General features: G+C 64.6%; 9 protein-coding genes. 3 read left to right on the top strand and 6 right to left on the bottom strand.

Going from position 1 to position 13,000, the window contains the following annotated elements; translation table 11 throughout:
- Window positions 1-64 precede the first annotated feature (64 nt).
- From cls to dapC, 6 genes are all read right to left on the bottom strand, one after another.
- The gene (gene cls / locus PQR67_RS03225) at window positions 65-1,504 is read right to left on the bottom strand and encodes a cardiolipin synthase (protein WP_408454364.1); all 1,440 of its coding nucleotides are present in this window, start codon (window positions 1,502-1,504) and stop codon (window positions 65-67) included.
- A gap of 267 nt (window positions 1,505-1,771) precedes the next feature.
- Window positions 1,772-2,656 carry a 50S ribosomal protein L3 N(5)-glutamine methyltransferase gene (gene prmB / locus PQR67_RS03220; protein ID WP_408454361.1) on the bottom strand — a complete coding sequence of 295 codons (885 nt, stop codon included), beginning with the start codon at window positions 2,654-2,656 and terminating at the stop codon, window positions 1,772-1,774.
- Between the two features lie 16 nt (window positions 2,657-2,672).
- Window positions 2,673-3,812, bottom strand: a complete 1,140-nt coding sequence (gene dapE, locus PQR67_RS03215; protein WP_408454359.1) for a succinyl-diaminopimelate desuccinylase — start codon at window positions 3,810-3,812, stop codon at window positions 2,673-2,675.
- 210 nt (window positions 3,813-4,022) lie between these two features.
- Window positions 4,023-4,388, bottom strand: a complete 366-nt coding sequence (locus PQR67_RS03210) for an ArsC family reductase (RefSeq protein ID WP_408454357.1) — start codon at window positions 4,386-4,388, stop codon at window positions 4,023-4,025.
- Window positions 4,388-5,215: a 2,3,4,5-tetrahydropyridine-2,6-dicarboxylate N-succinyltransferase gene (dapD, locus tag PQR67_RS03205; RefSeq protein ID WP_408454355.1), complete on the bottom strand. Its 828-nt coding sequence runs from the start codon at window positions 5,213-5,215 to the stop codon at window positions 4,388-4,390. The genes PQR67_RS03210 and dapD overlap by 1 nt, the downstream gene beginning before the upstream one ends.
- A gap of 84 nt (window positions 5,216-5,299) precedes the next feature.
- A complete protein-coding gene (dapC, locus tag PQR67_RS03200) occupies window positions 5,300-6,517 on the bottom strand; it encodes a succinyldiaminopimelate transaminase (RefSeq protein WP_408454353.1) in 1,218 nt (405 codons plus the stop codon).
- A 363-nt stretch (window positions 6,518-6,880) separates the two neighbouring features.
- On the opposite strand from dapC, the gene PQR67_RS03195 reads away from it, so the two are divergent.
- From PQR67_RS03195 to PQR67_RS03185, 3 genes are all read left to right on the top strand, one after another.
- On the top strand, window positions 6,881-7,867 hold the full coding sequence (locus PQR67_RS03195; RefSeq protein ID WP_408454350.1) for a DMT family transporter: 987 nt from the start codon (window positions 6,881-6,883) through the stop codon (window positions 7,865-7,867).
- Between the two features lie 149 nt (window positions 7,868-8,016).
- On the top strand, window positions 8,017-11,535 hold the full coding sequence (gene smc / locus PQR67_RS03190; protein ID WP_408454348.1) for a chromosome segregation protein SMC: 3,519 nt from the start codon (window positions 8,017-8,019) through the stop codon (window positions 11,533-11,535).
- Between the two features lie 117 nt (window positions 11,536-11,652).
- The gene (locus PQR67_RS03185) at window positions 11,653-12,906 is read left to right on the top strand and encodes a cell division protein ZipA C-terminal FtsZ-binding domain-containing protein (protein ID WP_408454345.1); all 1,254 of its coding nucleotides are present in this window, start codon (window positions 11,653-11,655) and stop codon (window positions 12,904-12,906) included.
- The last annotated feature ends 94 nt before the right edge of the window (window positions 12,907-13,000 follow it).

Genomic DNA, 13,000 nt, shown 5'->3' with positions numbered 1-13,000 from the left:
CCGGGCACGAGCCAGCGCTCAAACCGGAGCCAGTGCCAGTGGCACTGGCGCAGCGGCAGCGGCGCTACAGGATCGGTGAGAACAGCCGCGCCACGTGCATCAGCACGCGTCGCAGCGCGCTCGCCTGGCGGTACTCGTTGCGGTCGATTTCGAGCGATTCCGCGAAGTCCCTGAGCAGCATCGCTTCGACTTCTTTGGCGAAGTCGCGGTCCACGGTCAGCACCATGATCTCGAAGTTCAGCCGGAATGAGCGGTTGTCGAGATTGGCGCTGCCGATCGCCGCTGCCACGCTGTCGATCAATACGACCTTCTGATGCAGGAAACCCGGCTGGTAGCGGAAGATCCGGATGCCCGCGCGCAGCGAGTCGTACGCATACAGTTTCGATGCGGCGAACACCACGCGGTGATCGCGCCGGCACGGAATCAGAATGCGCACATCCACACCCCGCAGCACGGCGAGGCGCAGCGCGGCGAACACGGCTTCGTCGGGCACGAGATAAGGGGTGGTGATCCAGATCCGCTCGCGCGCCGCGTTGATCGCCTCGACGAAAAACAGCGAGCAGGTCTCCTGCTTGTCGGCCGGACCGCTTGGCACGACGAGGCAGTGCATCCCCTCGCTGGCTGGCGGGAAAGGCGGCATGGCGAACTCGGGCAACTGCTGGGTTGCCCAGTGCCAGTCCTCGGTGAACACGAACTGGATGCTGGCGACAGCCGGGCCGCGCACTTCGATATGCGTATCGCGCCATGGCGACAGGGGCGGCTTGCTGCCGAGGTATTCGACACCCACGTTATGTCCGCCGACAAACGCGCGCTCGCCGTCCACCGAGACGATCTTGCGGTGATTGCGGAAATTCAACTGCAGGCGGTTGACGAAGCGGCGATTGGTGGCGAACGGGTGCGTCTCCACGCCGGCCGCGCGTAGCGCCGCCACGTAGCGGTGCGGCAGATCGAAACTGCCGATGCTGTCGTACAGGAAATAGACGCGCACACCTTGCTGCGCTTTCGCGATCAGCGCGTCCTTGAGCATCTCGCCGAGCGCGTCGTCGCGTACGATGAAAAACTGCACGATCACGTAATTGCGAGCGCCTTCGATCGCTTCGAAGATCGCCTCGAAAGTCGCTGCGCCGTTCACGAGCGTGCGCACGGAATTGCCCGGCAGGAACGGCATACCGCTCAGGCGCGTCAGCGAATGCACGAGTCTGGCGCCAAGCTCCTGGGTAGGCACGCCCGCGGAGGAGGCCCGCGTGTCCCATTCCTGAGGATGGGCGCGCGTGCGCAGCAATTCGTTTTCAATGCGGCGAGCGTCCGCGTAGCCCTCGAACTTGCTGCGTCCGAGAAACAGGTAGGGCACCAGTGTCAGATACGGCATGGCGACCAGCGACACGGCCCATGCAATCGCGCCTTGCGACGTCCGCGTGTACAGAATCGCGTGGCACGCCGCAATCATCCCGAGAATATGGGCGAGGGCGACCAGCGGGCCGACATGAAGCAGGTCGAATTGCATAGGCGGGCGAAGGGTTGGCAAAGCGCCGCCGCGGCTGCTCGATGGCGCCACGGACAGCTGACCGCGCCCATCTTACCGAAGGTGGGTGCGTTGGGGGGCGGTACGGTCCAGCTTCTTCGGGGATTGCGCGAATGCGGGGCGTGCGGCCCGGGGCGAGATGGGCGGTGCTGGCGTGTACGGCTATACGCTGCGACACGCACGGCAGGCAAAGAACGTCTGCCGCGCGTGTGGCGAGATAAAGCGATCCGGCGGACCGGCGATCCGGCGTTATACCGGCAGATCGGCGGCCTGAATCAGGAACACGTTGTCGTCGCCGGCACTGGTCGACAGCCAGACCAGGTCGAGGCCGCCGAATGCCGCCTCGACGTTCGCGCGCTCGTTGCCGATCTCGACCACCAGCACGCCGTCTTCGGTCAGCCAGTTACGTGCTTCGGCGATGATGCGGCGCACGATATCCATGCCGTCCGTGCCGCCTGCCAAAGCCATGTCCGGTTCATGCTTGTATTCGGCGGGCAATCCCTGCATCGAGGTGGCGTTCACATACGGCGGGTTGCTGATGATCACGTCGTAGCGGCGCTCAGCGAGCGGCGCGTACAGGTCGCCTTCGAACAGGGCGATGCGGTCGTCGAGCTTGTAGTCCGTGACGTTGCGCGTGGCGACTTCCAGAGCGGGCGCGGAGAGATCGACCGCGTCGATATCGGCGTTCGGGAAGGCGTGCGCCGCGAGGATCGCGAGACAGCCGGAGCCGGTGCACAGTTCGAGCACGGCGCCGACCTGTTCGGGATCTTCCACGTACGGCTGCAGGCCGTCCTGCAGCAACTCGCCGATGAACGAGCGCGGCACGATTACGCGTTCATCCACGTAGAAGTGGAAGCCGTGCATCCACGCTTCCTGCGTGATGTACGCTGCCGGCACGCGCTGGCTGGCGCGGCGCTCGATCACGTTCAACACGGCATCGATCTCGGCCGCGGAGAGACGCGCGTCGAGAAACGGCTCCAGCAGGTCGAGCGGCAGATGCAGCGTGTGCAGGATCAGATAAGCGGCTTCGTCGTACGCGTTGGCCGAGCCGTGGCCGAACGACAACTCGGCCTGGTTGAAACGCGACACCGCGAAACGCAGCAGGTCGCGGACGGTGGAAAACGGGAGCGTCATCGCGGAAATTCCTTGGTCAGGCGATCAGTTGTTCGAGCACGCGGCGATACACGTTTTTCAGCGGCTCGATGTGTGCGACGTCGATATGTTCGTCGATCTTGTGGATGCTGGCGTTCAGCGGGCCGAATTCGATCACCTGCTCGCAGATGCGGGCGATGAAACGGCCATCCGAGGTGCCGCCGGTGGTCGACAGTTCAGTTGTGACGCCGGTTTCGTCCTTGATCGCTTTAGCCAGCGCGTTCGACAGATCACCGCGCGGCGTGAGGAACGGCAGGCCGCTCACGGTCCATTGCAGGTCGTATTCGAGATTGTGCTTGTCGAGGATCGCATGGACGCGGGCCTGCAGACCTTCCACCGTGCTGGCCGTCGAGAAGCGGAAGTTGAACATCACGTCCGCATGGCCGGGAATCACGTTCGTCGCGCCAGTACCGCTATGGATGTTCGACACTTGCCACGTGGTGGGCGGGAAGTACTCGTTACCGTCGTCCCAGCGTTCGGCGACCAGCTCGGCCAACGCGGGCGCGAGCAGGTGCACCGGATTTTTCGCCAGATGCGGGTAGGCGATATGGCCTTGCACGCCCTTGACGATCAGCTTGCCCGACATCGAACCGCGCCGGCCATTTTTCACCATGTCGCCGAACTGCGCGCTCGAGGTCGGTTCGCCGACGATGCAGTAGTCCATGCGCTCGCCGCGCGCCTGCAACGCTTCGACGACCTTGACGGTGCCGTCGGTCGCGGGACCTTCTTCGTCGCTGGTAATCAGGAATGCAATCGAGCCGCGATGCGCGGGGTGCGCCGCGACGAACTCCTCGCTTGCCACCACGAAGCCGGCAATCGACGTCTTCATGTCCGCCGCGCCGCGGCCGTAGAGCTTGCCGTCGCGATGGGTGGGCTCGAAGGGCGCCGAGTGCCATTGTTCGAGCGGGCCGGTCGGCACGACGTCCGTGTGGCCGGCGAAGGCGAGCAGCTTGCCGCGCGTGCCGTCGACGCCGCGTTTGACGGCCCACAGGTTGGTCACGCCGTTCGATTCGATCGTCTCGTGCTCGAAGCCGAGCGCGGACAGGCGTTCGATCAGGAGACGCTGGCAATGCTGGTCGTCGGGCGTGACGGAAGCGCGCGCGATCAGTTGTTCGGTAAGGGCGAGGGTGCCGGACATGGATTCAGTACAAGCCACTTTGAAATGAAAAAATGCCGGCTGGCGGTTGGACACCGCAGCCGGCAACAGCTTTTGAGCAACGCGGCGAGGCCGCGTTTTACATCTTTTTGCGCCTTTGCGCATGATCTTCGCGGCCGGGTCTGGCGTCTGATACTACGCTTCACACTGCGTCCGGCTTTCGCCTTCAACCCCGCGCTTCAGATCAGGCGATCAGGCAAACAGCGCTGCGTATTCGTCTGCCGCAAAACCGAGCGACTTGACCTTTCCGTTGACCACCAGCACCGGCCGTTTGATCACGGACGGCTTGTGGATCATCAACGCGATCGCACCCGGCTGTGTTTCCGCCGCCGCCTTCATGTCGTCGGACAGGCCGCGCCAGGTCGTGCCGCGACGGTTCAGCAATGCGTCGAGCTTCACGTCCTTCAGCCAGTCCTGAACCAGCGGCTCGGTCACGCCGTGTTTCTTGAAGTCGTGGAACTCGAACTCGACGCCGTGCTCTTCCAGCCACACGCGGGCCTTCTTCACGGTGTCGCAGTTCGGGATGCCGTAGACGACGGTCTTGGTGCCGCGTGCCATCAGTCGCCTCGCAGGAGCTCGTTCAGGCCGACCTTCGCGCGCGTCTTGGCATCGACCTTCTTGACGATCACGGCGCAGTACAGGCTGTGCGAGCCGTCCTTCGACGGCAGGTTACCCGCTACCACCACCGAACCCGCCGGAATGCGGCCATACGTGACTTCGCCGGTTTCGCGGTCGTAAATCTTGGTGCTTTGGCCGAGGTACACGCCCATCGAGATCACCGAGTTTTCTTCGACGATTACGCCTTCCACCACTTCCGAACGCGCGCCGATGAAGCAGTTGTCTTCGATGATGACCGGGTTGGCCTGCAGCGGCTCCAGCACGCCGCCGATGCCCACTCCACCGGACAGGTGGACGTTCTTGCCGATCTGCGCGCACGAGCCGACGGTGGCCCACGTGTCGACCATCGTGCCTTCGTCCACATAGGCGCCGATGTTGGTGTACGACGGCATCAGCACGACGTTCTTCGCGATGAACGAGCCGCGGCGCGCGATGGCGGGCGGCACCACGCGGAAGCCGCCGGCGGCGAAGTCTTCAGCGGTGTAGTTGGCGAACTTCGACGGCACCTTGTCGTAGAACTGCGAGTAGCCGCCAGCCGGTTGCACCACGTTGTCTTCCAGACGGAACGACAGCAGCACGGCTTTCTTCAGCCATTGATTGACGACCCAGTCGCCGTCCTTCTTTTCGGCCACGCGCAGCGCGCCCTTGTCCAGTTGCTCGATGGCGTGGGCGACGGCTTCGCGCACGGCGGCCGGCGCGGCCTTCGGCGACAGGTCGGCGCGGTTTTCCCAGGCGGTATCAATGATCTGCTGAAGTTGTTGCGACATATGCGTGCTTTTCTGAGGAGTTGAAGTCTGAAGACGGGAATGCGGTGCGCGGGGTTGCTGAATGGCGAAAAATTCGCGAAAAACTCAGCCCGCGAGCGCGCGGCAAAAATCGACGATCCGTTGTGCGCCCTGTGTGCATTCGTCGACATCGGCGACGAGCGCCATGCGCACGAAATTGCGGCCGGGGTTTACGCCATGCGCGGTGCGCGCGAGGAATGAGCCCGGCAGAACCGTCACATTATAGTCGGCGTAGAGGCGCTGGGCGAACTCGGTGTCCGACAGGCCCGTGCGCGAGACGTCCGCCCACAGGTAGAACGCGGCGTCGGGCAGGCGTACGTCGAGCACCTCGGCGAGCATCGGCGTCACGGTGGAAAACTTCTGCACGTATTTCGCGCGGTTCTCGCGCACGTGCGTTTCGTCATTCCAGGCCGCGATGCTGGCACTCTGGAACACCGTCGACAAGGCCGTGCCGTGGTATGTCCGGTATAGCAGGAAGTCTTTGAGGATCGCCGCGTCGCCCGCCACGAAGCCCGAGCGCATGCCCGGCACGTTCGAGCGCTTGGACAGGCTGGAGAGCATCACGAGGCGCTCGAAGCCGCGGCCGAGCCGGTGGGCCGCTTCCAGGCCGCCGAGCGGCGGATTGGCTTCGTCGAAATAGATTTCCGAGTAGCACTCGTCTGAGGCGATCACGAAGCCGTAGCGGTCCGACAGCGCGAATAGCTCGCGCCAGTCGTCGAGCGTGAGCACCGCGCCGGTGGGATTGCCCGGCGAGCATACGTACAGCAGCTGCGTGCGCGCCCAGATGTCGGCCGGCACCGCCGAATAGTCGCAGGCGAAGTTGCGCGCCGGGTCGCTATTCACGAAGTACGGCTGCGCGCCGGCCAGAATCGCCGCGCCTTCATAGATTTGGTAGAACGGGTTCGGACAGAGTACGATCGCAGGCTCGCCGTCAGCATTACGCTTGGGGTCGATGACCGTTTGTGCGAGCGCAAACAGCGCCTCGCGCGAACCGGCGACCGGCAGCACCTGGGTGGCCGGATCGACCGGCGGCAGGTTGTAGCGCTGCGTCACCCATGCCGCGATCGACTCGCGCAAGGCCGGCGAACCGAGCGTGGCCGGATACGCCGACAAACCGCCGAGCGAGGCAATCACCGCGTCGCGAATCAGCGCGGGCGTGGGGTGTTTCGGTTCGCCGATGCCGAAGCTGATGTGCGCGAGACCGGCCGTCGGCGTGACGTCCTTGAAAAGCGCGCGCAGCTTTTCGAACGGGTAGGGCTGAAGGGAGTCGAGTAGCGGGTTCACTGGGCGGATCGAGCCTGATCGAGGATGGGCGCAGAACAATGCTGGACGCGCATGCCGACCGTAAAACGCATGAAACACGCGAAAAGGGCGGCAGCGGCGGCAAGCGAATGATTATAGCGTGGCGCCCGGCGTGTCGGCCGCGGCGCAACCTGCCAGGCAGCGCAGGCAATGCGCCGCAGCGGGAACGACGCGAACCGCGGACGGTTCGCGCAAAAAGTCAGCAGGAGCAGCAATGGTCGTAGCAGCAACGGAGACATCCGGACGATTTGGGCGATCCGGACGAACAGGGCGCAAGAACGCCGCCGTCGGCAATGTCAGCGACACGGCCCGCAGGAGCAGCAATCGCCGCGGGAGTCTCGCATCATGACCCACTGGCTTCGCAATGGCTGGCCAACGCTCGCGATCATGCTGGGCGCCTCGGTCTGGGGGATGATCTGGTACCCCCTGCGCATGCTGAATGCACTCGGCGTGACCGGTACGGCAGCGAGCGCGCTCACGAGCGGCGCGGGTTGCCTGTTCGTCCTGCTGGTGCGCTATCGCGCGCTCAGGACCGTGCGCTGGCACTGGCTGCTGCCGGCTCTCGCGCTGGCTGCGGGCATCACGAATCTCGGCTTCGTGTGGGGCTCGATCCACGGCGAGGTCATGCGCGTCCTGCTGCTGTTCTATCTCACCCCGGCCTGGACCGCGCTCTTCGCGCACTTCATCCTGCATGAACGGCTGACCTGGGCGGGCGCGGGCCTTGCCGCGCTGTCGCTGGCCGGTGCGATGACCATGCTGTGGTCGCCGCAACTGGGCATGCCGGTGCCCGGCAACCTCGCCGAATGGGCGGGGCTCGCGGGCGGCATGGGCTTCGCGATGAGCAACGTGCTGATCCTCAAGACGAGCCGTGTGCTGCCGGAAATGAAACCCGAAATGCGCACTGCGACGATCTTCGGCGGCGCGGCGATTTTCAGCGCTTGCGCATCGCTGTTCGAGGCGATGCCCGCGCCGCCCACCGGCGCGCATCTCGGCACGGCCGCGCTGCTAGTGCTCGGCCTCGGTTTTTTGCTGGCGTCGAACAATATGCTCGTCCAGTACGGACTCGCGCGGGTGCCGGCCAACCGGGCCTCGATCATCATGCTGTTCGAGATCGTGGTGACGGCCTTGTCCGCGTGGCTCTTCGCCGGCGAGACGCCGGGCCCGCGCGAATGGGCCGGCGGCTTGTGCATCGTGCTGGCGTCTGCCCTATCCAGTTGGGTGCACCGGACCAGGGCATTGCCGCCTGATCCCGCCAATCAGGATGCGGGTCTCGACGCCGACGATGATACAGACCGTAAGGACGGTAAGAACCGCTCACGCGCGATGGTATGATTGCCCCTCAATAGCTGGCGCGCGCTTCACTGCGTGCGCTTAGCGCCCGTATCGGGAAGTTTCGCGGGCCGTTGCGCTGCATTGGCGGATGGCCGGTGCAGCCTTCACGAGCCACCTTTTATTTTCCCTTTTCAAACAGCGAAATCGCCGTGCGTCTGACCTCGATCAAACTCGCTGGCTTCAAGTCATTCGTCGATCCCACGCATTTCCAGGTCCCGGGCCAGCTGGTTGGCGTGGTCGGGCCGAATGGGTGCGGCAAGTCCAACATTATCGACGCCGTGCGCTGGGTGCTCGGCGAATCGCGCGCTTCCGAGCTGCGCGGCGAGTCGATGCAGGACGTGATCTTCAATGGCTCGACCGCGCGCAAGCCGGGTAGCCGCGCCAGCGTCGAACTCGTGTTCGACAACGCCGACGGCCGCGCCGCCGGGCAGTGGGGGCAGTATGCCGAAATCGCCGTCAAGCGCGTGCTGACGCGCGACGGCACTTCGAGTTACTACATCAACAACCTGCCGGCGCGCCGCCGCGACATTCAGGACATCTTCCTCGGCACGGGCCTCGGGCCGCGTGCGTACGCGATCATCGGGCAGGGCATGATTGCCCGCCTGATCGAGGCGAAGCCGGAAGAGTTGCGCGTGTTCCTCGAAGAAGCCGCGGGCGTGTCGAAGTACAAGGAACGCCGCCGCGAAACCGAGAACCGCCTGCACGACACCCGCGAAAATCTGGTCCGCGTCGAAGACATTGTTCGCGAACTCAGTGCCAACCTCGAGAAGCTCGAGGCGCAGGCGATCGTCGCGACCAGGTATAAGGATTTGCAGGCCGACGGCGAAGAGAAGCAGCGTCTGTTGTGGCTGTTGCGCAAGAACGAAGCCGGCGGCGAGCAGGAACGTCAGCAACGCGCGATCGAACAGGCTCAGATCGACCTCGAAGCGCAAACCGCGAAGCTGCGCGAAGTCGAAGCGCAACTCGAAACGCTGCGCGTCGCGCACTATTCCGCCAGCGACGCGATGCAGGGTGCGCAAGGTGCGTTGTACGAGGCGAATGCTGAAGTCAGCCGCCTCGAGGCGGAGATCAAGTTCATCGTCGAATCGCGCAACCGCGTGCAGGCGCAGATCGCCGCGTTAGCCGCGCAGCGCGAGCAATGGCAGTCGCAAGCGCAGAAGGCGCAAGACGATCTCGAAGACGCTGAAGAGCAACTGGCGGTTGCCGACGAAAAAGCCGCGCTGGCCGAAGACGAAGCTGCGGCCAAGCATGACGCAATGCCGGCGCTCGAAACCCGCTGGCGCGATGCGCAGACCGAGCTGAACGCCGAGCGCGGCGGAATCGCGCAGACCGAACAGGCACTCAAGCTCGAAGCCGCGCATCAGCGCAATGCCGATCAGCAATTGCAGCAGTTGCAGCAGCGTCACGAGCGGCTCAAGTCGGAAGCGGGCGGTCTCGACGCCCCAGACGAAGCGCAGCTCGAAGACCTGCGCATGCAGCTCGCCGAGCACGAAGAAATCCTGCATGACGCGCAGACCCGTCTCGCCGACGCGCAGGAAACGCTGCCGCGTCTCGACGGCGAACGGCGCGCGGCCCAGGAACGGGTGCAATCGGAGAGCGCGCAGATTCATCAGCTCGACGCACGCCTTGCCGCGCTCAAGCAATTGCAGGAAAACGTCCAGACCGAAGGCAAGATCCAGCCGTGGCTCGAAAAGCACGAGTTGGGCGGCCTGCCGCGTCTGTGGAAGAAGCTGCACGTCGAGGCCGGTTGGGAAGCCGCGCTGGAAGCGGTGCTGCGCGAGCGGCTCGCCGCTCTGGAAGTGTCGAACCTCGACTGGGTCAAGGCGTTCGCCACCGACGCGCCGCCCGCCAAGCTCGCGTTCTACGCACCGCCGGCAGCCGGTCAGCCGGTCGCTACGCCGCCGGCTTTGCGTCCGCTGCTGTCGCTGGTCCGTATCGACGATGCAGGCATCCGCGCCGTGCTGAACGACTGGCTCGGTCTCGCCTTCATCGCTGAGGATCTGCAACAGGCGCTCGCCATGCGCGCGCAATTGCCGGAAGGCGGCTCGTTCGTCGTGAAGGCGGGTCATGTGGTGACGCGGGTCGGCGTCCAGTTGTACGCCGCTGATTCCGAACAGGCCGGCATGCTGGCCCGTCAGCAGGAAATCGAAAACCTGGCGCGTCAGGTGCGTGCGCAGGCCTTGCTCGCCGATGAGGCAAAGGCCGCCGCGATCCGCGCCGAGGCTGCGCACACGCAAGCCGCACAAGCGTTGACCGATGTGCGTCAACAGTCGGAGCGCGCGACCCAACGCGTGCACGCCTTGCAGATGGGCGTGCTCAAGCTCGCGCAAGCGCACGAGCGTTACACGCAGCGCAGCACGCAAATTCGCGAAGAGCTCGCAGAAATCACCGCGCAGATCGAAGAGCAGCGCGCATTGCGTGGCGAATCGGAAGCGAATTTCGAGCGTCACGACTCGGAGCTCGCCGAATTGCAGGCGCGTTTCGAAGACCATCAGTTGGCTTTCGAAGGACTCGACGAAACGCTTACGGCCGCGCGCGCTCAGGCGCGCGATCTCGACCGGGCCGCCACCGACGCGCGGTTCGCCGCGCGCAACATGGCGAACCGTATCGACGAATTGAAGCGCAGCATCCAGGTGTCGCACGAGCAGAGCGAGCGCGTCGCCGCGTCGCTGGAAGACGCGCGCGCCGAACTGGAAACGATCAACGAGCAAACCGCGCATACCGGCTTGCAGGACGCGCTCGATATCCGCGCGGTCAAGGAAGAGGCGTTGCATGCCGCACGCCTCGAACTGGACGATCTGACGGCCAAGCTGCGTGCCGCCGACGAAACCCGTCTGAGCGCCGAGCGTGCGCTGCAACCGCTGCGCGACCGTATCAACGAATTGCAGTTGAAAGAACAGGCCGCGCGCCTGAGCGGCGAGCAGTTCATCGAGCAACTGGCTGAGGCCGGTGTCGATGAAGCGCAGTTGCAGGCCAAGCTCACGCCGGACATGAAGCCGTCGTATCTGCAAGGCGAGGTCACGCGGATCAACAACGCGATTACGGCGCTCGGCCCGGTCAACATGGCCGCGCTCGACGAACTGAAGGCGGCGACTGAACGCAAGACTTTCCTCGACGCGCAATCGGCCGACCTGAACAACGCGATCGAGACGCTGGAAGACGCGATCCGCAAGATCGACGGCGAAACGCGTACGTTGCTGCAAGGCACGTTCGACGAAGTGAACCGCCATTTCGGCGAACTGTTCCCACGTCTCTTTGGCGGTGGCCAGGCCAGGCTGATCATGACCGGCGACGAAATTCTCGACGCCGGCGTGCAGGTGATGGCGCAGCCGCCGGGCAAGAAAAATTCGACGATTCACCTGTTGTCGGGCGGGGAGAAGGCCTTGACTGCCACGGCGCTGGTGTTCGCGATGTTCCAGCTGAATCCCGCGCCGTTCTGTCTACTCGACGAAGTGGACGCGCCGCTCGACGACGCCAACACGGAGCGCTTCGCGAACCTTGTGCGCGCAATGTCGGACAAAACGCAGTTCCTGTTCATTTCGCACAACAAGATCGCGATGGAAATGGCGCAGCAACTGATCGGCGTGACCATGCAGGAGCAAGGCGTGTCGCGGATCGTTGCGGTCGACATGGAAACGGCGAGTGGTTTCGCCCAGAATATCGTTTAAGTTTTCGGTTAGGTTGATCATCGCGGGCGCCCGCGATCAGCGCAGCGGCCATTGGCCGCGCGACACGTGGAGCGGGCGCATAGCCGCGCAGACAGAAGAATTGCTGATGGAGCATGCATGGACGAGTTGACACTCGGTTTGATCGGCGCGGGTGCCGTGGTGGTCGGGGGCGTGGTCGTGTACAACGCATGGCAAGGCGCGAAGGTGCGCCGCAAGATGCCGCGCCCGATGCCGGCCGATGCCGCGGAAAGTTTCGCGCGGGACGATCAGGAGGAACAGAGCCCGTTTATCGAACCGGCCCGGCCGACCACGCGGCGCGAGCCGGTCGTGGGTTCTGAGGCGGCAGCGGACACAGCGGCGGCGCGCGTCGAGCCGACGTTTGGCGCCACCGCCGCGCCGCTCGATACGCCGGCCGATATCCAGGCCGAGATGACGACACCGAACGGCTATCCGGAAGCGGAAGGCATTGCTCGAGCCGAAGGCGGCCACGCTGCGAATGCCGACGAGCCGGTCGAACCGATCCTGCCCGCTGCCACGACGATTTCGTCGGCGCCGCCGGCGATCGTCGATCGCCGTATCGACTGCATCGTGCCGATTCGTCTGAACGGCCCGGTGGCTGGCGACAAGGTGATTCCGCTCGCGCAGCGTTTGCGCCGCGCCGGCAGCAAGCCGGTGCATATCGAGGGCAAGCTCGAAGGCGGCGCGTGGGAATTGCTGCAAAACGGTGCGCGCTATGAGGAGTTGCGCGCGGCCGCGCAACTGGCCAACCGGAGTGGAGCGCTCAACGAGCTGGAGTTCTCGGAGTTCGTGACCGGCGTGCAGCAGTTTGCCGATGCGCTAGACGCGTCGCCCGAGTTTCCCGACATGCTCGAAACGGTTGCGATGGCGCGCGAACTCGACGGCTTTGCCGCGCAGTGCGATGCGCAACTGTCGATCAACGTACTCTCCGACGGCGCGCCGTGGTCAGCGAATTACGTCCAGGCCGTGGCGTCGCAGGACGGTTTGCTGCTCTCGCGCGACGGCACGCGCTTCGTCAAGCTCGACGCAAAGCAGAGCCCGGTGTTCATGCTGCAATTCGGCGACACCAATTTCCTGCGCGACGACCTGACCTACAAGGGCGGTCAGATGATCACGCTGGTGCTCGACGTGCCGGTCGCGGACGAAGACATCCTGCCGTTCCGCCTGATGTGCGACTACGCGAAATCGTTGGCTGAGCGGATCGGCGGGCGGGTGGTCGACGATGGGCGCCGGCCGCTGCCGGAAACCGCGCTGCTGGCGATCGAAAAGCAGTTGATGACGCTTTACGCGAAGCTTGAGCAGGCGGGTATCCCGGCGGGTTCGCCGGCCACCCGGCGTTTGTTCAGCCAGTAAGGTCAGTAGAGCCCCTGTTTTTCCAGGCAGAACACGACGGCCGCACGATGTGCGGCCGTTGGCGTTTTGGGCTAGTCCAAAACTGGCCATTCGG

This window comes from Paraburkholderia fungorum (assembly GCF_046026025.1).
Taxonomy (GTDB): Bacteria; Pseudomonadota; Gammaproteobacteria; order Burkholderiales; family Burkholderiaceae; genus Paraburkholderia; species Paraburkholderia fungorum_E.
This window is presented reverse-complemented; position numbering and strand designations above follow the sequence as displayed.